We start from the raw sequence: 26,820 nt of genomic DNA, 5'->3' as shown, positions 1-26,820 counted from the left end.
TTGCTTCGGGTTCAGGCAAGAGCTGAATAGGAGGAATCGGAAACGGCTCGAGTTGGATTGGAACTTTTCCCGGGCGGGGCGTCACTGACTGGAACATGACACAGATAAAACCTAAAATGTCACAATATGTCAATATTTTGTCTTTCTTTCGAAAATCCTCTAAAATCGGACTTGTCCGAAGCTCGCTAGCGAGTGATGACCAAGGCGATGATTTCCCTCGGTATTCTAGGCTCGGGTTCGGGCTCCAACATGCAGGCGATTATGGACGCCATAGCCTCCGAACAGCTCAACGCCCGGATTGTCATCGTTCTATCTGACAACCCCGACGCCTATATTCTGGAGCGAGCGGCGAAAAATGGCATTCCCACCCGAATCATCGATTGCGGCGACTACCGCACCCGTTTCCCGGAAGAAGCACAGAGGGAGACCGCCAGACAACTAAAGGAGGCCGGGGTCGGACTCGTCTGCCTCGCTGGCTTCATGCGCTTGGTCAAAGCGCCGCTACTGGAAGCTTTTCCCTCACGCATTCTCAATATTCACCCCTCCCTGCTCCCCGCCTACCCGGGAATGATGGCTTGGGAACAGGCTGTCACCGATGGCGCGACGGAAAGCGGCTGCACCGTCCATCTGGTCGATGAAGGAATGGATACGGGACCGATCCTGGCACAGGCCCGGGTTCCTGTCCTCCCTGACGACACCGCTGCGACGCTGCACCAACGGATTCAAGTGGAAGAGCATCGCCTCTACCCGGAAACGATTGCTAATCACGCGGCGACTCTTGAACCGCAACTTCCTCCAGAGGGTGGCCGGTGATAGGGAGATATTCCCACTTGCCCAGATGCTTCGGCCCCGTCCCCAGAATTCGGACATCCAACCACATCTTGACCCGGGCCCCAACTTCCCGCAGCCGGGTCTTTAGCCCCGCTCCCCCTTCCAAGTCGCGGGCATTGTAGCCGACAAACTCGAGCCCTTCATTCTTCGCAATGTAAGCTGCCCGCTCATTGTGAAATTGCTGCGAGATCAGAATGACAGATGGCGCCCGGAAGATTTCCTTGGCCCGAACCACGGTATCGAGAGTTCGCAATCCCGCAAAATCCCGCACGATGACCTCCTTGGGAACCCCCCTTTCGATCAGTGCGTCACGCATCTTGTTCGGCTCGTTGTAATACCGTTCCCGGTTGTCGCCGGAGACGAGGAGACACTGAACTTTGCCAGCTTCCCACAGCTCCACGGCGGCATCGATTCGGTGAACGAAATAGAGATTATCCCGCTCACCAATCTTATCGGTGGTCCCAAACAAGAGCCCTACCGGCTGCTCCGGCACTTTTTCCACATCATCGAACAGTCGTCCCTCTCCCGCTCTTTTGGCTGCCAGATTGGCGTAAATCACGAAAGAGAATCCAAGCACGCAACTCACGAGGCCGGTCTTCCAAAACCAACTCCATACCATTGCCACTCTGGATTTGCCTACACTCATTTGTTCGGCGTCCAAGGCGATAGCGCCCGCAACATTTCCTCCCACTTGGGCATCGCCGCATCCTTCGGAGCCAGCACCTTCAACTTCTCGGGGATGTTCTCGAATACCGCCACCCGCGTCTTTCCCCACAGTTCCCCATCGACTTCGACGGGGATATCACGGTCACACTCAACCCGGAGCCCACTGGACTGATAGTAACCTACCGTATCCATATTTTCATCAAATCCCCCACGGGCAAGACCAGCGAGGGTATCGGTGACCACCTTGTAGCCAGATTCTTTGAAGATCAAAACATCCAGCAAATCATCAGCATTGTCAGCCTTACCAAAGAGACGGACCTGTCCCCCGTAGAGCGAACCGTTGCCGACCAGAACGGCGACTCCTTCCTCCACATGCCCCTCGTCGAAGTGCACGGTCATCTTGGGCGGGGTATCGCCCAGAACCTTCATTGCAGAGACCAGATAGGCCAACGGACCCAGAGCCTTCTTCGCCTCCCACTTCGTCTCTTCAATCACCTGGGCATCGAACCCAACTCCGGCCATTTGAACGAATGGAGCACCGTTCATGGAAAACAGATCCACGTCGACCGTCTCCCCCTTGTCGATGACCTCAAAAGCTCGCTTCAACTGGTCAACCGGCAGCCCCAGCTCGCGGGCGAACACGTTCATCGTCCCGGTGGGCAAAATTCCGAGCGCGGTTTTCTTGCCCGACAATCCCTTCACCACCGCGTTCAAGGTCCCGTCTCCACCAGCCGCAACGACCACCGGTTCCTCACTGGCGGCAAAGATTGCCGCCAACTCCTCGGCTTCCTCTGCTGAATTGGAGGCGAAAATCGCAAAGCGCCCCGCGTGATCCATGATGAACCGCCGGGCTCCATCCGCTTTCTCGCTGCGGGCCTTGGGATTGAGAATGAGGGGGTAGCGTTTGCCGTGACTGGTTTTAATCATAAGGGAAATTTCTGAAGCTCGGAAACAACCCGTCCGACGGGCAATCCCATGACATTATCAGCGCAACCATCCACTTCTGCAATGATGCGTTCGCCTCCATCTTGGATCGCATAGCCTCCTGCCTTGTCGAGGACTTCAACCCGGGCGTGATAATCCGTAATATCTTCCTCCGAGAGGTCCTTGAAACGCACCCGGGTGGTCTCATGGAAGATCTCCTCCCGCTCGCCAGACAACAGGGCCACCCCAGTGACGACCTCGTGCCAACGCCCCGCCAGGGCCCGCAGCATCTCCCGCCCTTCGTCCAAATCTTTGGGTTTCCCCAAAGTTCGCTCATCAACGACAACCACCGTGTCCGACCCTAGCACCAAGTCATCGCAATGGCTGCGAAAGATATCCCGTGCTTTCAAAAGAGCATTTTCCCGCGCCAAACTGATAGGCTCCATTGCTCCCGGAGCCAATTCATCAACCGGGGACGGCTTGACGGTAAAGGAGATCCCCTCGCGAGCGAGCAATTCACTGCGTCGAGGAGAGCCTGATGCCAAAATCAAATTCACATCTGATTCTTGGACCACGAGCTCTCACCATGCAAGGGGTCCCCGCGACTGTGCCGGAAAAAGGGCCAACCCTCACTTGTCCAAATCAGTCACCTTCTGAATTCCCCCCATTTTACAGACGACTGTGAAGTGCTTCTTCTCCAAGGGCATGACAGACAAGCGGTTCCCTTTCCGCAAAGTAAGCATCCCCTCCAGCTTTCCCTCAGCCTCACTCTTCAGCTCGTCGAGGCTCACGTACTTCGGCATCTCGCAAACGAACTCGAAGTCCACCAGCAACCAGCGCGGATTGTCTTCCTTGGATTTCTCATCGTAGTACTTCGACTTCTTATCGAACTGGGTCGGGTCCGGATAGCACTTGCTCGCGACCTTCACCACTCCGGCCACTCCGGGAGGTTTCGTATTGGAGTGGTAGAACAAGGCCAGGTCCCCAATCTCCATTTCATCCCGCATAAAGTTGCGCGCCTGATAATTGCGAATCCCATCCCAGGGCTCGGTCCCCGCCGCCTTCATCTCCTCAATGCCAAAGACATCGGGCTCCGACTTGATCAACCAATAGTTCATACCCCTGACGCTAGCTCCGAACTCTCTGCCGCCAAGCCCTCTTTGCCATACTGACACCTCCCGATTGTGACATTCCCTCGACGGCCGAAAAATCTCAATTGCAATCGGGAATAAATTGGATACTTTGACGTTCTTAACGATGTTGAAACCAGTTGGAGTCATCTTTCTGATCCTGTCCCTCTTTGCTTCCGCAATGGGTCAACAGGTGCATCGTTGTGGTTTCAGTGGAGACTGCTCTCCGGTCGCGAGCGAAGATTGTTCTGACTGTCAGCATCATCACTCCGACGAGGTTTCGCCCCCTGCAAATCCTTCTGATGAGGACGACCATCCGGATGACGAGTCCGGCCACCCTCACGACCATCACCACGGTTGCCAGTCAGCCAGTCCTTCCATTCTGCCGAACAGTCCGGTGAGCCTAAAGGTGCCCGACCTGTACCAAAGTCCCTTCGTCTTTTTGCAAGCGAGGCCCTCTGATGCGCCTCCTTATGAGCTGGAGCAACCGCCTCGAGCGTAAGCCCGCAGTTGGGATAACCGTGCCGACTCTTCTGAGTCCTTGCCACGCCCGACCGCCAATCCTCCTGTAGTCGTCCCGCGCCCTCGTGTTGCGCCGGGATGCTTCTATTGAACGCGCCCTCCTGCCGTTCGCTCCTCATCGCCTTGTTCGAGGCGGCAAAAATACGAACCATGAAATTTTCCATAAAACTACTCCTGCTGACCCTTGCCCTGCAATCCAGCCTTGGAGCCCAAAGCAAACTGTCCGGCCTCATCGTGGGCCTCGATACCATCCCGCAACGCGTGCGGGCCAACAACCCCTCCCTCGCGGCTGCCCGTTGGCGCATCGCCGAGGCCGAAGCCCGCTTGCAGGGTGCCGGCCTGCGGGACAATCCCGAGCTCGAAGTCGGCTTCGAGCACAACTCGACCCTACGCGAAGGTCGCATCGAGGTCGGTCTCTCCCAACGCTTCCCCGTCACCGACCGCCTCTCGTTAGAAAAAAAGGTCTCAGCCACCGAGGTTTTGCAAGCCCGAGCCGAGGTGGAAAACGTCGAACGCACCCTCATCGTCGAGGCCCGCGCCCTCCTCATCGAAGTGATCGGCCTTCGAAAGCAACAATCCCTCCGCGCCGAGCAAGCGCAAGTGGCCGCGAGTCTGGCCGAGTTCATCACCAAAGCAGCCAGCAAAGGTGAACTCTCCCCTCTGGATGCAGGACAGGCCAAGCTGGACTCTGCCAAACTGAAAGCCGAGATCCCCAGTCTGAAAGCCGCCGAATTGGCCGCCACCGGAAAGCTCAAGCCTCTGTTGGGAATGCGCCCCGCCGACACTCTGCACATCGCAGGGAACGAGTTGCCCTCCCCCCGCTTTGCCAAGAACGCGGTTCAGCTGAATGCCCGCCCCGACTATCAGGCGGCGCAACTGGCAGCCCAGGCCTCGGCGCAATCTATCGCTCTGGAAGAGGCCAAGCGCTATGACGACATCGAAGTCGGAGTGGTGGCCGGACTGGAGCGCAGCGAAGACGCCCCCGAAGGCTACGAGAGCGAGGGGGTGATTGGCCTGAGAGTCAAACTGGCCCTGCCCTTCTGGCAAAAGAACGAAGGAGCGATTCAAGAAGCCCGGGCCCGCACCACCCGCAAACAGTTGGAGACCGCGGCCCTCGAGGAAGAGATCAAACATGAGGCAGAAGCGGCCTATCAAGAGATGCTCGAATGGGCATCCCTAGTTCGCAGCCTCGATCAAGACCTCCTTCCCCAAGCCGCAGAGCAGGCCTCCCAAAGCGAGAAGGCCTATCGCGAAGGATTGGGAGACCTCCAGGCCATCCTGCGCGCACGCGAACAGCAACTTCAACTCGCTGATTCGCAAATTGAAACCCTGAAACAATTCCACCTCGCCCGCGTGCGCTACGAAGCAGTCACCGGCCAAAACTAATCTTCCAAGCTTCATCATGAAAACTATTCCCTTTTGCTACTATCTTCTTAGTAGCTCCCTCCTCCTTGCCGAAGACGCTGCCGACCCGGCGCGGGCAGCCAACACCATCATCCTCGATGAGCAAGCGGTGCAGAACCTCGGCATCGAGACTGTCGTCGCGGAGGAAACAACCTTCGAATCCACCGTCTTCGCCATTGGACGAATCGAAGAAATCCCATCCCGACGATCGGTCCTTTCCTCCCGCATTCCCGGTCGAGTCGTTTCCATCGATGTCTTCGAGGGCGACACCGTGGAGGAAGGACAGGTCCTCGCCCGCATCGAGAGCCGCCAGCCCGGCAGCCCTCCACCCATCATCAAATTACTTGCGCCCCGCAGTGGTCTGGTAGTCGAATCCAATGCCCGTCCCGGCCAACCGGTGGAGCCCTCCAATGAGCTGTTAGACATTAGCGACCGCAGCGTCCTTTGGGCGGTCGCCCGCATCCCCGAACAAGAAGCGGCACAGTTGAGCATCGGCAGCAAGGCCCACCTCAAAATCCCTGCGATTCCCGGGAAAGGGTTCGAAGCCAGCCTCACGCGCTATGGCCTGGAGGCCGATCGCGATGCGGGTTCGGTCTCGGGCATCTTTGAGATTCAGAATCCCGAGGGACTCTTGCAGCCGGGAATGCGCGTCGAGTTCTCGCTTGTGACCGCGCAGCGGGACAATGTTCTCACCATTCCACGGAGTGCCGTGCAAGGCAGCCAGACGGAGAGAGTGATCTTCATCAAAGACTTCGAACTCGAGAACGCCTACATCAAATCCCCCGTCACCCTCGGGGAATGGAATGACGAGTCAGTCGAGGTCATCAGTGGTCTCTTCCCGGGAGACGAGGTGGTGACCGAGGGCTCCTACTCGCTCAGCTTTGCCGGCGGCGGCAGTGGTCTTTCCCTGAAGGAAGCGCTCGATGCCGCTCATGGACACGAGCACAACGAGGATGGCTCCCTGATGACGGACGAGCAAAAGGCGGCCCAATCCGCCGAGTCTGGACACGACGAAGGGCACGACGACCATGACACCGGGGGTGGGAAAGCCAGCCCCCTCCTCTTGGGCTGGGCCATCACCGCCACCGTGCTTTTCCTTCTAACAGCACAAACGCTCTGGAACAAAAACAGAAAGGAGAAACGCAGCGATGCTTAATCACCTCATCCGCTTTTCACTGGCGCAACGGGGGCTGATTCTCATCCTCGCGCTCGTCGCTCTTTCCCTCGGGGTCCGCCAGGCCACCCAATTGCCAGTCGACGTCCTGCCCGACTTGACCAAACCCACGGTCACCATCCTCACCGAATCCCCGGGCTTTGCCCCGGAGGAGGTCGAGACTCTCATCACTGTCCCGTTGGAAAACTCCTTGATGGGAGTCAGCGGCGTGACCCGGATGCGCTCCGTCAACGACATCTCGCTTTCCCTCATCTTCGTGGAATTCGAGTGGGGAACGGACATCTACAAGGCCCGGCAGTTCGTGCAAGAACGTCTCACCGGAGCTACCGACTACCTCCCCGACGGCGTGACCCCCTACATGACCCCGGTCGCTTCCCTGATGGGAGAAATCATGCTGGTCGGCGTCATCGATCCCTCTGGAAAAACCGAGCCTCGCGAGCTGCGCAACCTCACCGACTGGACCATCGCCCGACGTCTGCAAAGCATCACTGGTATCGCGGAAACCCTTTCCATGGGCGGCGGGGTGAAGCAAGTCCAAGTCCTCCCCGACCCCGAGCGCATGCTCGCCCTCGGCATCAGCTTCGATGAGCTGCGAGAGGCGACGGCCAATGCGGTCAAAAACACCACGGGGGGATTCCTCACCGAGTCGTCCCAAGAGATCATGGTGCGCAATCTGGCGATGACCTCTGACCTCAGCAAAATCGCCGAGACCCCTGTCCGTCACGAAAACGACCGCGTCACCCTCATCAGCGATGTCGCGGAAGTGCAATGGGGCATTGAACCCATGCGAGGTGACGCCGGTCTGGGAAGTCACCGGATCGATAGCGGCGAAGAGGCTCCGACAAAGGGCTATCCCGGGGTGATTCTCAGTGTCACCAAGTCACCCGGCTTTGACACCTTGGCTCTAACCGAAGAGGTCGAGAACGCCCTCGTCGATCTGCGCAAGACCCTGCCCGATGGAGTCGAGGTCTTGCCCGTCTATCGTCAGGCCGATTTCATCGAACTCGCGGTCGGGAATTTGGAAGAGGCTCTCCGTGACGGGGCAATCATGGTCTCGATCATCCTCTTTCTTTTCCTCCTCAATTTCCGCATCACCTTCATCACCCTCACCGCAATTCCCCTCTCCTTGGGGGTAGCGATTCTGGTTTTCCAGCTCTTTGGTCTGGGAGTCAATTCCATGACCCTCGGTGGCCTCGCGGTCGCGATCGGGATGGTAGTCGATGACGCCATTGTGGACGTCGAAAACGTCTACCGACGCCTGCGCGAAAATGCCTCGCGGGAAAAACAGCTCGACCGATTGACCGTGATTGCGAGCGCTTCGGCGGAAGTTCGCTCCTCGATTCTTTACGCAACCATTCTGATTATCTTGGTCTTCCTCCCCCTGCTGGGTCTTTCCGGCGTGGAGGGCAAGCTCTTCGCCCCCATTGCCATCGCGACCATCGTCAGTATGGCTGCTTCGTTCGTGGTTTCTCTGACTGTGATCCCTGTCCTGAGTTCTCTCTTGCTCAACCCCAAGGCAGGCAAAGAACATAAAGACACTTGGTTCGTGCGCGGGATGAAGTGGCTCTTTACCCAGACCTGGTTGCGCTTCTCCCTCTCGCAGCCCTTGCTTCTGCTCCTCCTGACCCTCGGGATACTCGGCTTTACCGCCATCACCTACCCGAAGATGGGAGCCAACTTTCTCCCCGCCTTCCGCGAGCCCACCGCAGTCGTTGCCACCACGATGTCACCGGGAACCTCGTTGAAGACCACCACCAAGATGGCCCACACCGCGCAGGATCTGCTGCTGCGAATCCCGGGTATTGAGACGGTTGGTTTCCGTGTCGGCCGGGCCGAACGAGGCGACCACGTGGTTCCGGTTTCAACCGCAGAATTCGATATCGAATTCGACAAAGAATCCTCGCGCGAGGTCAGCGAGATCAAGAAGGACATCAGCGCCGCCATGGCGGGCATCCCGGGCTCATTCAGCGTTGTCAGCGGCCCCTTGGCCGACCGAATCGGGCACATGCTCAGCGGCGTTTCGGCCAAGGTCGCGGTAAAAATCTACGGCCCCGATCTGGCCGAAATCCAACGATTGGGCGGTGAGATTGTCACCGTAGCCCGCAGCATTCCGGGACTCGAAGAGGCCCGCGGCGAACAACAAGCGCCCGTTCCTCAATTGCGAATCGAGGTGGATCGCAAACGCGCGGCCGCCTATGGGGTTTTGCCCGGAAAGCTCAACGAACAACTGGCAGCTCTCCTCGGCGGCGAAGCCTTGGCCGAAGTCTACGAGGGTGAGCGGGTCTACGACCTCATCATTCGCCTGCCCATTGAGTGGCGCGAATCTCCCAAGAAGCTGGAGTCGCTTTACATCGATACCCTCGATGGCAACCGCGTCCCGCTCTCCTACGTCGCGGAGATTCGTCAGGCCAAAGGACCGAACAACATTCTGCGCGAAAACTCCCAACGTCGCTATGTCGTCTCCATCAACCCCACGACCGAAGACCTCGGCGGAGTGGTCGAGACGTTGAAAAAGGAAATCGCAGAGAAGGTCGAGCTCCCCGTGGGCTACCGGATCTCATTCGAAGGTGAGTATGAAGCCCAGCAGGACGCCACCCGACGCATTGCCTTCATGTCCGGCCTCATTCTTCTCATCATCGTCTTCCTGCTCTTCAGCTACTTCAAGAGTTTCAACCTGGTGCTCCTGGTGCTGGCTAACATCCCAATCTCCATCGTGGGCGGGGTCTTTCTCACCCGCTACACCCTCGACAACGTCAGCATTGCGACTCTGGTGGGTTTCATCGCGATTTCAGGGATTGCCGCCCGCAACTCCATCATGATGATCTCGCACTACCTGCATCTGATGCGTCACGAGGGCGAACAATTCGGGCCCGCCATGATCATCAGGGGGACGGAAGAGCGGCTGGTGCCCGTTCTCATGACCGCGCTCTCGGCAGGGATCGCGCTCCTTCCCCTTGTCATTGCGGCGGAAGAACCGGGCAAAGAAATTCTCAACCCGGTCGCCATCGTAATTGTGGGAGGGCTCATCAGCTCCACTTTGCTGGGCTTGGCCATCACTCCGTCCTTCTTCTACGCCTTCTGTCGCAAGTCAGCGAACAAGTCGGTCACCCAAAACTCTCCGGCCTCGCAATAGAGGTCGCCAATCCAAACTGAAAACAAACAAGACAATGAAACTAAAAAAGAAAAACAATACCCTCCTCGCCATCGGAATCACCTCCTTGGCCTACCTCAGTAGCCCTCTCGCTTTTGCCGACGAGCATGACCACGCAAAGGAAGGTGTTGCAGAGCATGCCGATCATGACGACCACGAAGGACACGATCACGCCAAGGTGCCAGCCAGCCCGAACGGCGGTCGCATCTTGACCGAGATCGAGCCTCACGCCGAACTACTTGTAACCGAAAATCGCAAACTCCAAATCACCTTCCTTGATGACGAGGGCAAGAAAGTGGCTGTAGACCAACAATCAGCCTCAGCGCACACAGGTCAGCGAAGTGCGCCAGTTCGAATGACATTTGAGGTAAAGGACGGCATCCTCATCTCGGACAAAGCACTGCCAAAGGGAATGAATATTCCGGCAATCCTCCAAGTGAAAATCACCCCCGAAGCCAAGAGCCTGACGATTCGACTCAACTTGAATCTAGAAAACTGCCCGACTTGCGACTACCTTGAGTATGCCTGCACCTGCGACCACACTGCAGAGGACGGACACGAAGGCCACGACCACTAAATTCGCATTTCCCCTTTCGACGCCACCTTGGAGATCGCTCCGAGGTGGCGTATTTCATTTTAGGTAACTACTTGTTTGGACTTTCCACCGAATCATCCTGCAGAAGGCAAGATCGAGCACGTTCGCAATTCCATGATATCTCCAATCTTTCCAACCCCGCTGAATTGAACAAGCCAAGGCCATTTTTTCGCGGATTGCCTTCTTTAGGCAGAACTGATAATCATCCCCTTTTAACGGAAAAAGCTGCCCCCCTTTTATGAAAGCCCACTTCCTCACTTACTATCTCAGCGGGATGGTCGTTGCCTCGGCCGCCATTGAAACAGTTTTCCTGATCGGAGAGGACGATAGCAGCCATGAACCGTTTGGTCCCGAGACCGGAATCACCGAAGTCGCGCCAGGCTCCGCCTCCGCGCTCGACGATCACTATTACATCACCAGCGGGGAATCTCCTGCGAACTTCGAGCGCGCTCTCACGACCTGGGATCCGAGAAATGTGGTTCACTTCGACCTCAGTTCGACTCAGGCCAACCCCGACGGCCACTTCACCCTCAAGGTCGACTTTATCTGGTCAGGCAGAGTCGAAGAGGGCGCGGTCAGCAACGTGATCACCGTTCGGCTCAATGGAGAAGACCTTCACGTCACCCCTCCATTCGAGTCCTATCAGGAATTCATCATCGAATTCGATGCGGCCGAAGCCCTTGTGCAAGCAGGAACAAACTCTTTGGAAATTGCAAGAACCGGCGGCTCGCCGAGTACTTGGCTGGGCTTTGACTCCATCAGCTTGCAAGTCGACCCCACCGCCAATGAGGACAGCGATGCTGACGGACTCCCGCTCTATTGGGAAACCCTCTACCAACTTTCGGACAACGACCCTACGGATGCGGCATCCAGCGCCGACGAAGACCTCTTGACCAATCTGCAGGAATTCCAGGCCGGAACCAATCCTCGGAATCCTGATAGCGATGACGACGGCTTGGCTGATCATCTGGAGACCGCTAGCAACCCTCTCGACTCCGACAGCGACGACGACGGACTCTTGGATGGCGAAGAAACCAGCTCCAGCCCGATTCTAGCCGACACCGATGGCGACGGCTCCGGTGATGCTTGGGAGATTCGAACGGGCTACGATCCATCTAGTAATTCATCCACTCCTCCGGCTTTCTCCGGAGCCATTGGCATTAACTTTCGCTCGGGATTCGACGAAGAGCGAGGCCTCTGGAGCGACCGGGCACCCAATGGATGGATCCCTCAGACCAATTGGAACCACACTTCCCCTCTCAGGGAATGGGGAGTTGCCAATGGGGAAGCCTTGCTCACTGGAGACACCGGCGAAATCGTGTCGCCTTTGCCCGGAAAATTGGTTGATGCCGCCGGGAACGAGGTCGCGACCACGGTCTCCTTCAGCTACGACGGATGCTGGACCAGCGCGAACTCCGGAAAGGCTTCCGCGGAACTCTTGAACGGTTACCTGCGCAGCGACGAGACTCACAGAGTTCACGTCACCCTCGCAGGTATTCCTTTTGCCAATTACGATCTCTACGCCTATCTGGCTGCCGAGTATGTCGCCCCCGAGGCCACACTGCGTCTCAACGGGGACTCTGCTACCAATCGAACCCTCCGCGTGCAGGCAACAGCTCCAACCCGGGACTTTCTCCCCGAGTATCAAACCGCAGGCCCCCTGCTCCCTCGCTACAACGTGGTGCGCTTTGCCAATCTCAGCAGCCCCCAACTGGTCCTCGAATTACTGGAAGGAGATGGCACCAACGGACTGGCCGCGATCCAGATTGTCGACATCGATGCGGATTCCGACGGGGACCTTCTCCCCGATTATTGGGAGCTGCAACACCGGACCGGTGCCGGCTCCAGCAATGCCACGCAAGACTCCGACGGAGACCTCTTGGACAATGCGGGAGAATTCGCCCGAGGTACCGATCCCAATCGACCCGACAGCGACGACGACGGACTCAGTGACTTCGTCGAAACAAATTTGGGCACCTTTGTTGACCACGAAAATACTGGGACAAACCCGCTCTTTGGCGACAGCGACAATGATGGCGTGAGTGACTCCGAGGAAATCGCCAACCCTCTTCCCAGCAATCCCCTCTTGGCTGACACAGATGGTGACGGGTTGAATGATGCCCTTGAGCGGTCTCATCATTTCGATCCCAATGACGGCAATTCCGCGTGGATTCCAGTGCCCACTTTTGACGGTCCCGACCATCTCAATTGGCAAGTCACAAACGTCCAACTGGTCCAAAATCACGACACCCCTCCCGATACTGAGTATAACAGCCAGCACCCACTCCTTTCCATCAACGTGACCAACGCCCTGCAGCCTGGTTGGCGGACCTTCGAATTCCTTCTGACGGAAATTGAAGGCCGGGTGGGTTACTATCTGATCGCCCGTGGGCCAGGCGGTTTTCGCCATCCCGACAACTATGATCTCTATTTCGCCGATTTGGTCACCGACCTGCGACAGGCACTGGGGCTTTCCGGCTTTGGATCTTGTGACATCTCCGATCCGCTGACTTTCGAGATGCACGCCAACCCCAATCCCGCCCCTGCCACGGATTGGACGATCAACTATCGCGTCATCAACCAACGAACCGCGGCGACGGTGATTGCCCACAGCTTTTCCAACGGAGTCGTCGCCACAACTATCGCAGACCAGACTGCCACTTGGCGCGACCAAGAATCAGTCCCCGATCGGTCTTCAATCTACACAGGCCTCGGAGTAGACGCCTACTTCACCGCCACCCCTCTCGAAGACCTCCCCGCATTCATTGCTCACGCCGATAGCGACAACGACGGCATCCCCGACACCTGGGAGCTCACCCACGGACTCAACCCGAACAACCCGGCGGACGCAACATCTGATGCCGACTCAGACGGATTGAATAGCCGCGAGGAATTCTACCATGGAACATCTCCCAACGATTCGGACAGCGATGACGACGGAGCGAATGATGCTGAGGAAGTCCGCGAATTCAGCAACCCGACCGAGTCAACTTCCAGTCCGCCCTACCTAAGCGCGGCCCTCGTCTATGACCCGGACCTCGACAACAACGGTCTTCCCGATGCTTGGGAAGCAGCATTTCGCGCTATCGGTCTACAAGCAGACGGTGATGACGACAACGATGGCTACAGCAATGCGGAGGAAGCTTCAGCCGGGACCGACCCACTGGACGCCAACTCCCACCCCTTTCTTGACCTTGCCCGAACTGAAAGCGGTTTCCGGTTAAGCTGGCCCCGGGTTCCAGGCAAAAACCAGACTCTTCAAAGCTCCCCCAACCTCCTGAACTGGGAGCCTGTTTCTGGAAGCCCATCCTTGACCGGTGACCTCTCTTCACAGGAAATCATCGCTCTGAATCCGAGCTTTTTTTTCCAAGTCCAATCCCAAGACCAGGATTCCGACGGCGACACCTTGAACGACTGGACCGAACTCGCTTTGGGACTTTCCCCTGCCGGGGCCAACTCCAGCCAGCGGCCCGCGCCACTGGACCTGGACGGTGACGGCGCGGCCGATTCCAGCACCGCAGGCGACCTCATCTTTTGGCACAACACTTTCGCCAATTCTCTGGAGTTGAAAGGCGGTGGAAGCGTTTCCGCGCCGACTCCCTTCGATGCATCGCGACTCCTGCTTCAAGCGACCTTCGGTCCCACCATGAACGACATTCAAGACATGCGGCGGCTGGGACTGGAAGGATGGATCGACGACCAAATCCAGAATCAACCCGCAACTCACCTCGGGGATTACATCAAAGACATTCAGGAGGACTTCGACGGTTCCCGGACAGATCTTACCTACTCCTACAACGAGCTCGACGACTTTTTGAATGGCAGCAATGTCGATACCGCTTTCGCCCGCGCAGCGATCTCAGGTCCTGACCAGCTGAGACAAAGAGTCGCCTTTGCCCTTTCCCAAATCATCGTCATTTCGCGCCGCGACGCCGATCTCGCCAATGCTCTGGTCGGGGTCACCGACTTCTACGATCTGCTCATTGACCAAGCCTTTGGGAACTACGAAGAACTCCTCATGGCGGTGACCCTTCATCCCACGATGGGGCGCTATCTCTCCCATGTCGGCAACCAGCCTCCCGCCCCCGAGCTCAATCGCTACCCGGACGAAAACTACGCTCGCGAATTGATGCAGCTCTTTACCATCGGCATCTGGGAACTCGAACAAGACGGCACGCGTAAACTGGATTCCTCGGGCAACCCCATTCCGACCTATTCGAATGAAGAAATCACCAACTTTGCCCGCGTGATGACGGGGCTATGGTTCGGCGGTAATCCCTGGGGTTCCGGGGGATGGCAAGGACCCGACTACGCCGTCCCCATGTCCATGCATCCCGGCTACCACGACTTCGAGGCCAAGACCCTACTCGATGGATTCACCATCCCGAAGCGTCCTCCCAGTGTAACGAACGGTCTTTTGGATCTGGAAGATGCGGTGGGCAACCTCTTCCGACACGCCAACTGCGCTCCCTTCGTCAGCAAGGCGCTCATTCAATTCCTGGTCACTTCCAATCCCTCGCCCGCCTATGTCCAGCGGATCTCAGCGGTCTTTGACAACGATGGTCAGGGCGAGAGAGGCAATTTGGGTGCGGTGGTGAAAGCTATTTTGATGGACCCCGAAGCACGCGATCCTGCCATAGCCAACACTCCCGAATTTGGCATTTTTCGAGAGCCGGTCATCCGCACGATTCACTTGGCCCGACTGACCGATGTGAATCAAAAGGGAGACCTTGTTTGGTGGGATTATGGCAACTACTACGAGAGTTCGTTTCAACAGGCGCTATCCTCCCCTTCCGTCTTCAACTTCTTTCGCCCGGACTATCGGGCCCCTGGTGTCCTAACCGAGAACGGCCTGGTTTCCCCCGCCTTGGAAATCACCAATTCCTATAGCGCGGTATCTTTTCCCAACAAACTCTGGGAATATGCCGACCAGGGAATTTCGCTCTATCAGGACTATTCATTCCCTCCAGACTACTCTCCATTGCGGCCCTATGCCCACGACCACGAAGCTCTCTTGGACTACCTCAACCTCGTCGTGTGCGGAGGCCACCTGACTGCTCAAACACGGAGTATTATTAAAGAGGCACTGGACAATACCGACCCCACCGATGATGCCGCGCGAATGCGGCTCGCTCTCTACTTGGCACTGATGTCACCGCAAGGAGCAGTGCAACGTTAAGATTCAACCACCCCAGATTCCAATGAACCGTCGCAAATTTTTAGGAGAGTCAGCATGTGCAGCCTTGGGCTCTACCTCCGTGATGTCGACCCTGCTCAATCTCAAGATGGCTGGACAAGCGGTAGCCGCAGGGTTGCCAGCAAGCGGAACAGACCACAAGACGCTGGTTTGCATTTTCCTCCATGGAGGCATTGATTCCTTCAACGTGCTGGTGCCCCGCGATGCCGCCCGCTATGCCGAGTATGCGGCTTCCCGGACCAATCTGGCCCTGTCCAGTTCCTCCCTGCTCACCCTCAATCAGACTGGAGGCGACGGTGAGCTTTACGGCCTCCATCCCGGTACGGGTGAATTGGAAGAGCTCTTCAATGGCATGGGAGGCGATGCCCTCAAGCGAAGGTTGGCCTTTGTAGCCAATGTCGGCACTCTCATTCAGCCAACTAGTCTGAGCGACTATCAAAACGAGAACGTCAGCCTGCCCCGGGCCTTGTTCTCCCACATCGACCAAATTGAACAATGGCAAACCTCGCTTCCCCAAGGAGCGAGCAATCTCACCGGCTGGGCCGGGCGGGCGGCGGATGTCCTGCACTGCACCCACAATCAGGAGCTCACCTCAATGTCGCTTTCCTTCGCGGGTAACAATATTTTCCAAGTGGGCAACACCACCCAACAGTTTGTGATGACTCCTGGAGGGGCGCTCTCTTTTTCCCAACAGGGCTCGAATTCTTACAACCCGACGGTCCAAAAAAACATTGCAGTCAAGTCCCTGGTTGAGCAGCACTACACCAACTTGATTGAAACGGCCTTTGCGGATCTCACGAGACAATCCGTCGAGCAGCAGGAGTTCGTGCAGGAGCAATTTGACTCTCTGCCGGAGGATTTCGTCACCACCGAGTTCCCCAACTCTTCTATCGCCCAACAGCTACAAGGAGCACTTCGCATGATTCGCCTGCGCGAGGAACTGGGCCTGCGGCGTCAGACCATCTTTCTCTCCTTCGGGGGCTGGGACCATCATGGAGAACTGTTAGATAATCAGGATGCGATGTTGAGAATACTTTCACCAGCTCTGGGGGCTTTTCAAGCGGGCTTGGAAGAACTCGAACTCGCAGACTCTGTCATCAGCTTCACCGCCTCGGACTTCGGTCGCACTCTCCGTTCCAATGGCCGGGGCACGGACCACGCTTGGGGAGGAAACCAACTCGTGATGGGAGGGCCCGTCGCCGGCGGTCAAGTGGCCGGAACCTACCCCAGCCTTGCCCTGGATGGCCCCAATGACGTCGGACGCGGCGGACGACTGCTTCCTTCGACCTCGGTGGATGAGCTCTTTGCGGAGCTGCTGCTTTGGTTCGGTCTGGCACCAAACGACTTCGAAGAAGTCCTCCCCAACCTGTCCAACTTCTACGATCCCTACACCGCAGTCGCCAGTGACCCTGCCACCCTGCCGGTTGGTTTCCTCAAGCCCAATCAATTCTAGTGAATGCTGTTTCGAAGGTGCTTCTAACTGCCGGCACTCTGGGGCTGATTGCCTTGCTTTCTTTAAGAAACGAACGGAAACCGGAGTCCGAAGGCAAACCCCAGCTTTCCCAGATACCTGCTGAACCCGAATCCCCTCAAAGGCCGAACAGGCTGACCCTCGGGGACCAGATTCTCTCCAGCTATGCAAGCCCCCATTCGACTCCTAGCAGTGACTTGACCCTTTTTAAAAACTACTTGGCCAATGTCTTCCTATTGGTGAAGCAGCGCGATTCCCGTCACTACTCGACCAATGAAGACCTCGCCTTGTTCCTCTTGGGACGCCAAGGAAATCAAGAGGCCTATCTTTCGGAGGACTCGAAATTGCTGAACGCAGATCGCCAGTTGGTAGACCGGTTTGGCTCGCCCTTGATTGTCCATCCGCTCTCCAAAGACCAAATCGAAATCCGCTCAGCCGGACCTGACCGAGTGCCCTACACGGATGACGACTTGGTTCGATAGAAAATAAATTCGAGCCTCGGCTTGCTCAGGTTTGAGTTGGCCCCGGGCCACGTCCTAGGCTGGCTCGTTAGCGGGAACTTTCGCAGTCTCGTTCTTCTTAGCCGCCTTCTTCGCCTTCTGTTGGGAACTTTCCCAGAACGAATACGCCATGCCACCCACAATCACGAAGGTCGCAGCTCCGTAGAAATACCAGATCGCTTCTTTACCGTCCGTGAAACCATAGGAGTGAAGACCGGTCCCCAACATGTTGACGTGGAACCAAGAGAAGGTCACAACCACTCCTCCGAACGCGGCGGCGAGGTTGACACCCCACTCACGCAAAAGCCCTGCGGCGCGACCATGCAGGATGAAGAGCGTCCAGAGCACAATCATCAACGCTCCATTCTCCTTGGGATCCCAGCCCCAGAATCGGCCCCAGGAATAGTTCGCCCAGATTCCCCCCAAGACAGTCCCGATCAAAGAAAGAACGAGAGTGAAGCAGATGATTCCGTAGGTCATTCGGGTGATCGCACGCCGGAAATTTTTGTCACCGCCATCCAGTCCCAGCACGCGGCTGAAGATGTAGATGAAGCCAATCACCGCCGCACCCAAGCCTGCCGCATAACCAAAAGTCACCGTCAACACGTGGGTGGTAAGCCAGAAGTTCGAGCGCAGCACTGCCACCAGTGGGTCCAACGAGTCAGAAGCGGCCGCCACCTGGAACACGGCAGCGAGAACCATCCCGGCCATCCCCACCACGGGAGCTGCGACCAAAGCAATTCGGTTTTTGGTAGCCAGCTCAACCAGCAGGAACAGCAAAACCGTCCCCGCAGTAATATAGGGAATGGTCTCGTAGAGGTTCGTGACCGGAGGGCGGAGGACCACCATGTAACGATGGACGATTCCTGCCAAAATCAAAAACAAGCCGACGGAGGTAAAGCTCCAGAGCGCCACTCGCAACCACTTGCCGACTGCACCTTCATGGATAAAGAGATAAACCAAGAGTGCCAGCGCCCCAAAGCTGAAGGTGTAGAGCGCTTTCCGGAACCAATCCACCCGATTGAATGACAACTCGGTATCGACTGACCGCTCGGCATCCTTGCCTGCCCGAGTCATGGTCGAAGCACGGAAGTCCGCGAGATTCTTCGCAAAGCTTTTTTCACCCTCGCGGTATGCATCGTAGAGTTCTTCCAAGCGCTGCACATCACGCACCGCTTGATTGGGGTCAGCAATTTGCCCGGTCAGAGTGGCCTCGATCAGCTCTCCGACTGATGACCACTTTTCCTCTTCGGCAGTGGTGGGTGGAAGGGGGTGAAAGACAAACTTGGAGCTCATCACCGACTGGTCGATTTGCATGAGAAGCTCATTGATGTGAGGAGGAATGCCTCCGGATTCCTGGCTCTTGCGGATGGCATCGACGATTTGACCGGAAGTAGCGAGCACTGTGCTCATGGAAACCTTTTTCCCCTCACCTTCTCCAGCTCGCAGAATGATTCCCTCTCTCACAAAGTTGAAGTAATTGGTGAGATAGAAGTAAGTCTGCAGAGAGGTCGCGAGGTCGAGCGTTTGCTCTTCCACCGGCGTCAAATCCGCGCCCCGCGAGCTCAACTCCTGGTAGTCACCAGCCTTTTGCATCACCGTCGGCAAATGCGTCTCCAGCTCGGCATAGCTGTAGCGGTCGCGCTTCTTGCGGTCATCAAACTCAATGCCGAGAGACTTGAGCACTTCCGCGTTGTCGACCCGGAAACTCGGCAACTCGGCCGCAATTTCAGGTCGGAAAAAGATATCCAACATCCAGGCCGTTGGTCCAACCCTCACCTTTTCTCCCCCCTTGCCTTCGATAGTGATCCGGCGATCACCACGCATCTGCAACATGGCATAGCTGGCCCGTGTTTCCAGAGGCTTGATTCGTCCACCTTCCTGCACGGGAAGACTCGCGGCGAGGTCAATGACCTCCTCGGACCACGGTGCGTATTCAGGAATCGAAACAACATTTTTCTGAGGCTTCAACTCCTCCACTCCCTTGAAAAAGAGACCTAACAGGAGCCCGACCAACAGGACCAGGGCGATGATTTTTCCAACGACAACTCTCATGATACGGCAGACTTACGGGGCTTGGTGAGGAACAGGGTGAGCTTGTAGACAAAGTGTCCGATGAGGCCGGCCATCGAGATGAGCAGCGACCAGAGTGGCCAGTGGTCCGCGGGGTTGTGAACCACCTCGAAGACGGAATAATACTCGGCGGGGTTCGGGTCATCCTGCGGCCCCCAGTTCGCTTGGAAAAAAGTCCAGCCCCGTCGACGCATGGGCTCATTCATCTGAATAAGAACTTCCTCAGTTTCGACTCCATCAAGACGAGTCACGTCGCTTTCGTAGGCCGCCGCCCGGTTGGTTCCGGGGTCACGCTCAACGCGAAAATCATCCAATTGAACCTTGAAAGGAAGAGGCCAAAGCTTCTTGCGCATTTGCAAGAGATAGGGCCGTCCGTCCACGCTCACGGTGGCAGGTTTCAAGCTCCGGGAACCGAGCAGAAGCTCCTGTAGATTTTCACCACCTTTGCTCAAAACCGAAAGCTCAACTCCCGCCATGTGCGCTTCAGTTTCCTTGGCCCGAGGAAGTGCTTTGAGGTGAAATCCATCGATGACCTTTTCGCCTTTAACAGGCGGAACGAACTGGGCCGGGCTTACCTGAGCATTCTCGACGAGGTTGGTCACCTTCAGGTCAAAAGGCAAATTGCTGAGCTTGAACATTCGTTCTCCGCCGCCGCGCAAATCCTTGAGAAACTCCCAATCAACGAGATGGACCTTTGTCACTTTGCCATCAGCCAATTCGGAAATCTCAATCACTTCCGCGTGATAGTCACGGGCTGCGTCACTCACCTTTCCCTCATAGATCTGCAATGCTCCCCTCTTCTCGGTGAACTTGGTCACCCCCGCGGCCACCATCAAAAAGACGATCGAGAAGTGTGAGAGAAGGATACCGATCTTCTGCGGGCTTTTGCGAAAACGAATCAATCCCCCCAGGGTCAGGTTGATGGTAAACAGCACGCACAGCCAGAAGCCACTGGGCATGGGAAAACGAATTGTGATGGGCACCATCGCGCCGTCCTTCTGCCAAGGCTTTCCAATCTCGGGAAAGAAGAAGAGCTCCTTCCAGTTGAAGTATTTGTCCATCATCGGCTTCAGTCCGTTGACGGTTTGCTCCAGTGTTGCGAACCACGTCAGGACGAAAAGCGCCAGCAGCAGAAAAGTGGCGAGTTGTGTGCTCGACAGAAATTTGACTACGGCCTCCAGAGGATTACTGGCCGCGGACTTCTTTGGTCGAGAGTTGGGTGAATTGGAATTCTCCATGAAAAGCAGGGAATAAAAAGCTGATATCGGGGTGTGTTACGGAGCAACTCCCGCGAGTTGTTCACTTGCGAGCGAGAGAAGCCACGAATTTCACGAATTGCTCGCGTCGAGCTTGCACATCGGCTTCGGGACCAATCATTTTCACGGTCACAAGACGCCCTTGGTCTTCGACGATAGCTCCGAGAAGGGCTTGCCCGTCTTTCCCCGGACGCCCCATGCCCGGCTCGTAACGTCCGGTGGCTTCCACGAGGTAACCCTGTTTGCCGAGAAATTCCAGACGCCCCAATTCCGCGATGGGCTGGGTATCGGCACCGAACTGGCGATACCAGCGATCGACATTGGGCTGCAGGCCGCCGCCTGACACGCTGAGATACACCTCCCCCGCCTGCTCGCCGTCACCAAAGGTCAGGTTGACCTCGCGCATAGGGGCTTTGTCGGCCTCCTTCCAGTCGGCGGCTGGCAAGAGATAGATCCAAGCCGAACTTCCCGCGGCTGCCTCCGAACCATCTAGCGACTGACCGCTGGCTTGGATTTGAGATAAGACTTCAGGGGGAAGAAATTGCTCCGAACTCGTCGCATTGACCGCTGGCTCTTCGTCCAAGGTCGTCAGAACCCGGGTCTCGCTAATTTCGACTTCGTCGGGCTTGCGACAGCTTACAGTCACCAGACCGAAAAACAGAACAGGTAGGAAGGCGCGGGCTTTCATTCGGGGGACTAGTAAACCCTCCCCCTGATTCGTGCAAGTGATCCTCAGCTCTTTTCAACAAGGGCTGATGACGCTTGCAAAAGGCCGCTAAAACCTTACCCCAAAAGCTTCACAAAAGGCTTGAGGGACTTGCGACCGACCATCGCATACAGGATATCTCCCGCTTCCAATACGTCATCACGCCCCGGCACCTCCGCCTGCAATCCTCTTTGACGCCCCACCAAGACCACTCCGGGAGGCCAAGGCACCTCGCTCACCGGCTTTCCAGCCAGGGAGGACTTGCTTTCGATACGGGTCTCAATCACCTGCCCCGGCCCGAGTTTCTTGACCACGTGATACTTCTCCGAGGTCAAATAGCGTTCGATATCGCGGCGGGTGGCTTCACGGGGGCTAACTGCCGCAACCACTCCAAAGTGACGCCCACTGCTGCCAATCGCCCGGGCATAATCCGCGCGGTGAATGATGGTGAGGCAATTTTTCACCCCGATATTGTTAGCCTGCAGACAGGTCATGACGTTGTCCTCATCACTGTCACTGGTCGCCACAAAGAAATCCGCATCGCCAACCTGCTCGTCCTCCAACTCGGCCAAGACCGTGGCATCTACATTGATGACGGTCGTATTCGCGAGGCGGTCAGCCAACTCATGACAACGCTCTTGATCGGTTTCGAAAATGCGCACCTTGCAATCCCAGCTCTCGAGCATTTGAGCCAAGGAGAACCCGTATTCACCCCCACCGAAGATGACCACCTTGAGTCCTTCCAAACCACCATCAGACTTTTGCAAACTCGCCGCAAGCTTCCGCAGGCGGCGGGGTTCTCCGAAAATTGTGGCGATATCCCCGGCTTCCAGCGTGCTGTCCGCATTGGGGATCAGATGCGAATCCTCCCGCGAGATGGCGGCAATGCGGGTGCGTTCCGGCAACTTGAGTTCACGCAAAGGCTTGCCGATGGCCCCACTTTTGGCATGAACGCGCACCTGCTGAAGCTCGATCTTTCCCTGCGCCAGCTCCTCCACCGTCAGGGAGTCGGGATTGCGGATGAACTTTGCCAGCTCGATGGCGGTGAGGCGCTCGGAGCTAAATAGGTGGTCGATATTGAAGTGGCCCCGGTAATCGAAAAGCCACTCCTCCCGCTGCAGCCCGGGATGAACGCGCGCAATCACCCGTTCCACGCCCATGGCCTTGGCCATGGAAGCACTCATCAAATTCGCATTATTGCTGCTGGTTAGCCCCAAGAAGAGTTCGCACTCCCCCACGTTCGCCTCCGCGAGAGCGTTGACCGAATTGCCGTCGCCCCGAACCACATTGGCGTCGATGGACTGCTCCAATTCGGCAGCCAGCTTGCTATCGACTTCAATCACGGAGAGAGCATGGGAACGAGAAAGCTCTTGCGCCAAGTGACGACCAATCTCTCCGGCTCCAACGATGATGATGTTCATAATATTGAATCAGCCGTGCGGTGCGGCGTGGGACTGCTAGAAAACCCTATCCGAGGCTACTTTCCGATGCAAAATTGACTGAAAATGCTTCCCAAAATCTCATCGGTGTCAATCCGTCCGGCGATCTCTCCCACTGCGTGAAGGGCCTCGCGGAGCGGCAAACTGACGAACTCGGGCTCCTCTCCGGAGACCAACATCTGCCTTGCCTCTTCCAAGGATTCCTCGGCCCGACGCAGGCAATCCTGATGTCTGGCGTTGATCGCGATGAGGGCCCCACCCGAATTTCCAACGGCGCCACCACCCAACCGTTTGGCCACCTCGCGACGGAGTTCATCCAGACCTCTCTCCTCCAAGACCGAGATCCTTAACGCCTCGTGATCTTTCCATGCCCCATCTTCGCCCAGGTCAGTCTTGTTCAGCACCAGCAAAGCGCCCTCGGCGAGACGAGCACCGGGAGCTTGCGAGGCATCTACCAACTCGACCACCAGGTCGGCCTCTTCCATCCGCTGACGGGCCCGAGCCATTCCTTCCTTTTCGATAGTACTCCCCTCTTCCCGTAAACCGGCGGTATCGATGAGCCGGACGGGATACCCTTCGAAGTCCAAGACCTCTTCCACTGTATCGCGAGTCGTTCCGGCCTCCGCACTGACGATGGCCCGGTCGAAGCCGAGCAGCGCGTTGAGCAGACTCGACTTTCCAGCATTGGGCGCTCCCACAATGGCGACGCGTGCTCCTTCGCGAAGCAAACGGCCACGTCTCGCAGTCCCTAACAATCCGGTAATCACGTCCCGCAAATGGACAAAGGAAGCCTCCAAGGCTGCTCCCGTATCAGGCGAAATATCCTCTTCGGGAAAGTCGATATAAGCTTCCACATGGGCCACCAAATTGATGATCTCCTCGCGCATCGAGGCAACCGCTTGACCCAAATTCCCCGAGAGCTGTTCCCGCGCGGCCTTGGCCGCCAGATCGGTTTGGGCCGTGATCAGATCCATCACCGCCTCGGCTTGAGTCAGGTCCAACTTGCTGTTGAGAAAGGCACGCAGGCTGAACTCCCCCGCTTCGGCGGGACGCGCCCCACACTCCAGACACCGTTCCAAAACCCGTCGGGTGACATGGATTCCGCCATGCCCGCTAATCTCCACCACATCCTCGCCCGTGTAGCTACCAGGGTTCTGGTAGACCACAACCAAGACATCATCGATAGACCGCCCCTCGGCATCGAGCACGTCATCACGAAAGGTATATCGCGGACGCATGCCGTCCTTTCGAAAGCGCTTGAGCATCTTCTCCGCGACCTCAAAGACTCCCGTCCCCGAGAGCCGGATCAACGACACCGCCCCCATTCCGGGAGGGCTCGCGACGGCGGCGATGACATCCTGATTACTCACCCGCTTCCGCCTTCCAATTGTCTCGCTCTCCACCCAGTCCGAGAAATTCCCAGCAAATCAGCTCTCCCATCTGCAACTCGGGTTCCGGATCGTCTGACCACACCAGGCTGACCGTCGCATTCCGCACTGGAGCCTTGCGCACCACTCTCGTCCTCCACTTCAAAGGAGCCAGCACTTTGCCCAACTCGCTTTCATCACGAATGAGAACTTTGGCGTAGTCGAGTTGGTAGGCTGGGTCCGTAAAGCGATAGACGGAAGTTCCCGCGACATCGCGACCATCCAAATCAACATCTTCCTGCACAAAGACTCGAAAGATTCCCCGCTTCCGTGGCTCTGGATTTGCAATAAAGCGATTCAACAATCGATACTTGGTTTGGGCATAGGTCTGCCAATCCAGTTTAAGTCCATCGGGTGTCTTGCGGAAAAAGGCCATTACTTTGACCGACTCATCGACAAAGTTGTTCACCGAGGCCTCCGTCAACAACAGACCGTTGGGCTCTTCCAATCCGTACTTCACCCGCAAGGGAGGAATGGGCCGAAAGAAGTTCCGAATCGCGAACTGCTCGGGGCGACTATAGGTCATCAGAAAGATTCCCCGCTTCGTATCTTGATCACCCAACGAGACCGGGCTGAAGACGCTGACGGGCGTGCGATGCTCGATCTCGTCGAAATCCTGATAAATCGCCGCCATTTCAGATTCATTCTGCTTCCCCCGAATCGTGAGAGCGGCTCGCTCCTCGATTGACTCCGCAGCAACGAATTTTTGCAAAACCTCTTCTGCCTCCGGGATCCAGCCACTGGAGCGATAGGCGTTGTCCTGACGTTCGGCAAAGGTCAATCCCTCGCGTGCAACCTTCTGGTCGGCGTCAGTTGCCTTTCGGCCTGGCAGGAGAATTTTAAAGACCGCCGGAATCAGCGCCACAAAGATGACCCCCAGCACGATGAAGGGCAATTTCTTGAGCTTGGACGGACTCCCCCCCACTCGCTCGGGTAGGTCTTCCTGCGGAGCCTGGGGACGAGCCACCTTCTCTGGAGCTGGCTCAGTCACGGGAGTTTCCTTTTTCGGAGGAGCTTCCTTTGGAATGGAAGTCGTCGCGTTCCCCCCCTTCGAAACCGGCTCCTCAGGCGGAGGGGAGGTGATGACTTGGGCACATTTGGGACATGGTGCTTTGGTCGGAGGCAAGTCCGCAGGGATCTGAATCCCCGTCCCACAATGGGGACACTTGAAGATTCGAGTGGATTTTTCTTCAGACATATCAGTGGGCCGACCGCGTCAAATCTAGTTCGCCAAGACCTCGCGCAGGACCGTGAGGCAACGCTCGTTTTCCGCCGGGGTTCCGACCGAGATGCGAACCCATTCCGGCAGCTTGTAGCCACGCATGGCCCGAACGATCACACCCCGTTTCAGCATCTCAGCAAAAACCCGGTCTCCATCCCCCACCTTCACGAGAACGAAGTTGGCATGGCTGGGCACGTATTGGAGGTCCATCTCGGCAAAGGTCTTTTCGAACAAATCGCGACCGATGCGGTTGTTCTCAACCGTGGCCTGGATGTGCTCCTCATCGGCGAGAGATGCCAAAGCCGCCATCTGGGCCAACTCATTGGTGTTGAATGGCTGGCGCGCCTTTTGCAAAATTCCGGCCAAGTGCGCTGGAGCCAAGCCATAACCAATGCGTAGACCGGCCAAGCCTTGTGCTTTCGAGAAGGTGCGCATCACCACCACATTGCGCCCCTCCTTGATGTATTTAATCGTATCCGGAGCGTCTTCCAGAAACTCGAAATAGGCTTCATCAAAGACTGCGATGACGTGGTCGGGCAGCTGATTCAGGAAATGCTCAATCGCTTCGGACCCCACAAGGGTGCCCGTGGGATTATTGGGATTGGCCACAAAGACCAGACGCGTCTCGGGCGTCACGGCCGCAGCCATCGCTTCCAGATCGTGGACAAATCCCGGATCGGGAACCTCCACATAATTCGCGCCGAAGAGGGTCGCCATCAACTTGTAGACCACAAAGGCGTGCTCCGCAGCGATGAGGGTCGCGTCCTTGTTGAGAAAGCAGTGGCAGAGCAATTCGATGATCTCATTGGAGCCATTGCCGAGGACGACATTCGAGATATCGAGCCCGTGCTTTTCCGCCAAAGCGGTGCGCAGTCGCACCCCACCCCCGTCGGGATAAATGTGCATGTGGCGGGTCGCATCGGCCATCGCCTTTTGCGCCAGCGGAGAAGGCCCCAGAGGATTCTCGTTGCTGGCCAGCTTGACGATTTCAGCAGGATTCAGACCCAGCTCGCGGGCGGTTTCATCAATTGGTTTTCCGGGCTCGTAAGCCACCAGGTCGCAGACAAAGTGGTTGGCGTATTGCTCTAAAGACATCTGCCGAGACTCTCACTGCTGGCCGGGCGAAACTCAA

20 protein-coding genes are annotated in these 26,820 nt (G+C 56.9%); 9 read left to right on the top strand and 11 right to left on the bottom strand.

Annotation, left to right across the window (positions count from 1 at the left end):
• The first annotated feature begins 195 nt into the window (after positions 1-195).
• Entirely contained in the window at positions 196-813 is a 618-nt protein-coding gene (purN, locus tag IE099_RS08515) for a phosphoribosylglycinamide formyltransferase (protein WP_189569611.1), read from the top strand.
• On the opposite strand, the gene IE099_RS08510 is transcribed toward purN, so the two are convergent.
• From IE099_RS08510 to IE099_RS08495, 4 genes are all read right to left on the bottom strand, one after another.
• The gene (locus IE099_RS08510) at positions 761-1,450 is read right to left on the bottom strand and encodes a SanA/YdcF family protein (protein ID WP_189569610.1); all 690 of its coding nucleotides are present in this window, start codon (positions 1,448-1,450) and stop codon (positions 761-763) included. The genes purN and IE099_RS08510 overlap by 53 nt on opposite strands.
• A 23-nt stretch (positions 1,451-1,473) precedes the next feature.
• Positions 1,474-2,424, bottom strand: a complete 951-nt coding sequence (locus tag IE099_RS08505) for a diacylglycerol/lipid kinase family protein (protein WP_189569490.1) — start codon at positions 2,422-2,424, stop codon at positions 1,474-1,476.
• Positions 2,421-2,978, bottom strand: coding sequence for a Maf family protein (locus IE099_RS08500; protein WP_189569489.1), 558 nt, complete (start codon positions 2,976-2,978; stop codon positions 2,421-2,423). The genes IE099_RS08505 and IE099_RS08500 overlap by 4 nt, the downstream gene beginning before the upstream one ends.
• 72 nt (positions 2,979-3,050) lie before the next feature.
• The gene (locus IE099_RS08495; protein ID WP_189569488.1) at positions 3,051-3,539 is read right to left on the bottom strand and encodes an EVE domain-containing protein; all 489 of its coding nucleotides are present in this window, start codon (positions 3,537-3,539) and stop codon (positions 3,051-3,053) included.
• Positions 3,540-3,678: 139 nt separating this feature from the next.
• Here IE099_RS08495 and IE099_RS08490 point away from each other — a divergent pair, with 139 nt between their 5' ends.
• From IE099_RS08490 to IE099_RS08455, 8 genes are all read left to right on the top strand, one after another.
• Positions 3,679-4,053 carry a hypothetical protein gene (locus IE099_RS08490; protein ID WP_189569487.1) on the top strand — a complete coding sequence of 125 codons (375 nt, stop codon included), beginning with the start codon at positions 3,679-3,681 and terminating at the stop codon, positions 4,051-4,053.
• Positions 4,054-4,223: 170 nt separating this feature from the next.
• Complete coding sequence (locus IE099_RS08485) at positions 4,224-5,459, top strand: TolC family protein (RefSeq protein ID WP_189569486.1); 1,236 nt, start codon at positions 4,224-4,226, stop codon at positions 5,457-5,459.
• Between the two features lie 16 nt (positions 5,460-5,475).
• Positions 5,476-6,633 carry an efflux RND transporter periplasmic adaptor subunit gene (locus IE099_RS08480; RefSeq protein ID WP_189569485.1) on the top strand — a complete coding sequence of 386 codons (1,158 nt, stop codon included), beginning with the start codon at positions 5,476-5,478 and terminating at the stop codon, positions 6,631-6,633.
• Positions 6,626-9,784: an efflux RND transporter permease subunit gene (locus IE099_RS08475; protein ID WP_189569484.1), complete on the top strand. Its 3,159-nt coding sequence runs from the start codon at positions 6,626-6,628 to the stop codon at positions 9,782-9,784. The genes IE099_RS08480 and IE099_RS08475 overlap by 8 nt, the downstream gene beginning before the upstream one ends.
• A 34-nt stretch (positions 9,785-9,818) precedes the next feature.
• Positions 9,819-10,379 carry a hypothetical protein gene (locus tag IE099_RS08470; RefSeq protein ID WP_189569483.1) on the top strand — a complete coding sequence of 187 codons (561 nt, stop codon included), beginning with the start codon at positions 9,819-9,821 and terminating at the stop codon, positions 10,377-10,379.
• A 256-nt stretch (positions 10,380-10,635) separates the two neighbouring features.
• Positions 10,636-15,576 (top strand): DUF1800 family protein, encoded by a 4,941-nt coding sequence (locus IE099_RS08465; protein WP_189569482.1) that lies wholly within the window; start codon positions 10,636-10,638, stop codon positions 15,574-15,576.
• A gap of 22 nt (positions 15,577-15,598) precedes the next feature.
• Positions 15,599-17,047 (top strand): DUF1501 domain-containing protein, encoded by a 1,449-nt coding sequence (locus tag IE099_RS08460; protein WP_189569481.1) that lies wholly within the window; start codon positions 15,599-15,601, stop codon positions 17,045-17,047.
• Positions 17,047-17,547 (top strand): hypothetical protein, encoded by a 501-nt coding sequence (locus IE099_RS08455; RefSeq protein ID WP_189569480.1) that lies wholly within the window; start codon positions 17,047-17,049, stop codon positions 17,545-17,547. Before IE099_RS08460 ends, IE099_RS08455 begins: the two co-directional genes overlap by 1 nt.
• Before the next feature lie 54 nt (positions 17,548-17,601).
• On the opposite strand, the gene IE099_RS08450 is transcribed toward IE099_RS08455, so the two are convergent.
• The 7 genes from IE099_RS08450 to hisC form a co-directional block, all read right to left on the bottom strand.
• Complete coding sequence (locus tag IE099_RS08450; protein WP_189569479.1) at positions 17,602-19,620, bottom strand: cytochrome c biogenesis protein; 2,019 nt, start codon at positions 19,618-19,620, stop codon at positions 17,602-17,604.
• Positions 19,617-20,876 (bottom strand): cytochrome c biogenesis ResB family protein, encoded by a 1,260-nt coding sequence (locus tag IE099_RS08445; protein WP_189569478.1) that lies wholly within the window; start codon positions 20,874-20,876, stop codon positions 19,617-19,619. The genes IE099_RS08450 and IE099_RS08445 overlap by 4 nt, the downstream gene beginning before the upstream one ends.
• 61 nt (positions 20,877-20,937) lie before the next feature.
• Positions 20,938-21,582 (bottom strand): hypothetical protein, encoded by a 645-nt coding sequence (locus IE099_RS08440; RefSeq protein WP_189569477.1) that lies wholly within the window; start codon positions 21,580-21,582, stop codon positions 20,938-20,940.
• A gap of 95 nt (positions 21,583-21,677) precedes the next feature.
• On the bottom strand, positions 21,678-23,021 hold the full coding sequence (gene trkA, locus IE099_RS08435) for a Trk system potassium transporter TrkA (RefSeq protein ID WP_189569476.1): 1,344 nt from the start codon (positions 23,019-23,021) through the stop codon (positions 21,678-21,680).
• 56 nt (positions 23,022-23,077) lie between these two features.
• Complete coding sequence (gene mnmE / locus IE099_RS08430; protein WP_189569475.1) at positions 23,078-24,409, bottom strand: tRNA uridine-5-carboxymethylaminomethyl(34) synthesis GTPase MnmE; 1,332 nt, start codon at positions 24,407-24,409, stop codon at positions 23,078-23,080.
• The gene (locus tag IE099_RS08425) at positions 24,402-25,457 is read right to left on the bottom strand and encodes a hypothetical protein (RefSeq protein ID WP_189569474.1); all 1,056 of its coding nucleotides are present in this window, start codon (positions 25,455-25,457) and stop codon (positions 24,402-24,404) included. The genes mnmE and IE099_RS08425 overlap by 8 nt, the downstream gene beginning before the upstream one ends.
• Positions 25,458-25,688: 231 nt before the next feature.
• Complete coding sequence (gene hisC / locus IE099_RS08420; protein WP_189569473.1) at positions 25,689-26,783, bottom strand: histidinol-phosphate transaminase; 1,095 nt, start codon at positions 26,781-26,783, stop codon at positions 25,689-25,691.
• Between the last annotated feature and the right edge of the window lie 37 nt (positions 26,784-26,820).

The organism is Roseibacillus persicicus (assembly GCF_014651675.1).
Lineage (GTDB): Bacteria > Verrucomicrobiota > Verrucomicrobiia > Verrucomicrobiales > Akkermansiaceae > Roseibacillus > Roseibacillus persicicus.
Note: the sequence above shows the minus strand (reverse complement) of the source record. Positions and strands in the feature narration are given on the sequence as shown.

Excerpts from the sequence above, each read along its gene's own strand:
- IE099_RS08505 (WP_189569490.1), bottom strand. The coding sequence starts at position 2,424 with ATGATTAAAACCAGTCACGGCAAACGCTACCCCCTCATTCTCAATCCC.
- IE099_RS08485 (WP_189569486.1), top strand. The coding sequence starts at position 4,224 with ATGAAATTTTCCATAAAACTACTCCTGCTGACCCTTGCCCTGCAATCC.
- IE099_RS08460 (WP_189569481.1), top strand. The coding sequence starts at position 15,599 with ATGAACCGTCGCAAATTTTTAGGAGAGTCAGCATGTGCAGCCTTGGGC.
- IE099_RS08495 (WP_189569488.1), bottom strand. The coding sequence starts at position 3,539 with ATGAACTATTGGTTGATCAAGTCGGAGCCCGATGTCTTTGGCATTGAG.
- hisC (WP_189569473.1), bottom strand. The coding sequence starts at position 26,783 with ATGTCTTTAGAGCAATACGCCAACCACTTTGTCTGCGACCTGGTGGCT.
- IE099_RS08465 (WP_189569482.1), top strand. The coding sequence starts at position 10,636 with ATGAAAGCCCACTTCCTCACTTACTATCTCAGCGGGATGGTCGTTGCC.
- trkA (WP_189569476.1), bottom strand. The coding sequence starts at position 23,021 with ATGAACATCATCATCGTTGGAGCCGGAGAGATTGGTCGTCACTTGGCG.
- IE099_RS08490 (WP_189569487.1), top strand. The coding sequence starts at position 3,679 with ATGTTGAAACCAGTTGGAGTCATCTTTCTGATCCTGTCCCTCTTTGCT.
- IE099_RS08440 (WP_189569477.1), bottom strand. The coding sequence starts at position 21,582 with ATGAAAGCCCGCGCCTTCCTACCTGTTCTGTTTTTCGGTCTGGTGACT.
- IE099_RS08445 (WP_189569478.1), bottom strand. The coding sequence starts at position 20,876 with ATGGAGAATTCCAATTCACCCAACTCTCGACCAAAGAAGTCCGCGGCC.
- IE099_RS08450 (WP_189569479.1), bottom strand. The coding sequence starts at position 19,620 with ATGAGAGTTGTCGTTGGAAAAATCATCGCCCTGGTCCTGTTGGTCGGG.
- IE099_RS08475 (WP_189569484.1), top strand. The coding sequence starts at position 6,626 with ATGCTTAATCACCTCATCCGCTTTTCACTGGCGCAACGGGGGCTGATT.
- IE099_RS08510 (WP_189569610.1), bottom strand. The coding sequence starts at position 1,450 with ATGGTATGGAGTTGGTTTTGGAAGACCGGCCTCGTGAGTTGCGTGCTT.
- IE099_RS08470 (WP_189569483.1), top strand. The coding sequence starts at position 9,819 with ATGAAACTAAAAAAGAAAAACAATACCCTCCTCGCCATCGGAATCACC.
- purN (WP_189569611.1), top strand. The coding sequence starts at position 196 with ATGACCAAGGCGATGATTTCCCTCGGTATTCTAGGCTCGGGTTCGGGC.
- IE099_RS08480 (WP_189569485.1), top strand. The coding sequence starts at position 5,476 with ATGAAAACTATTCCCTTTTGCTACTATCTTCTTAGTAGCTCCCTCCTC.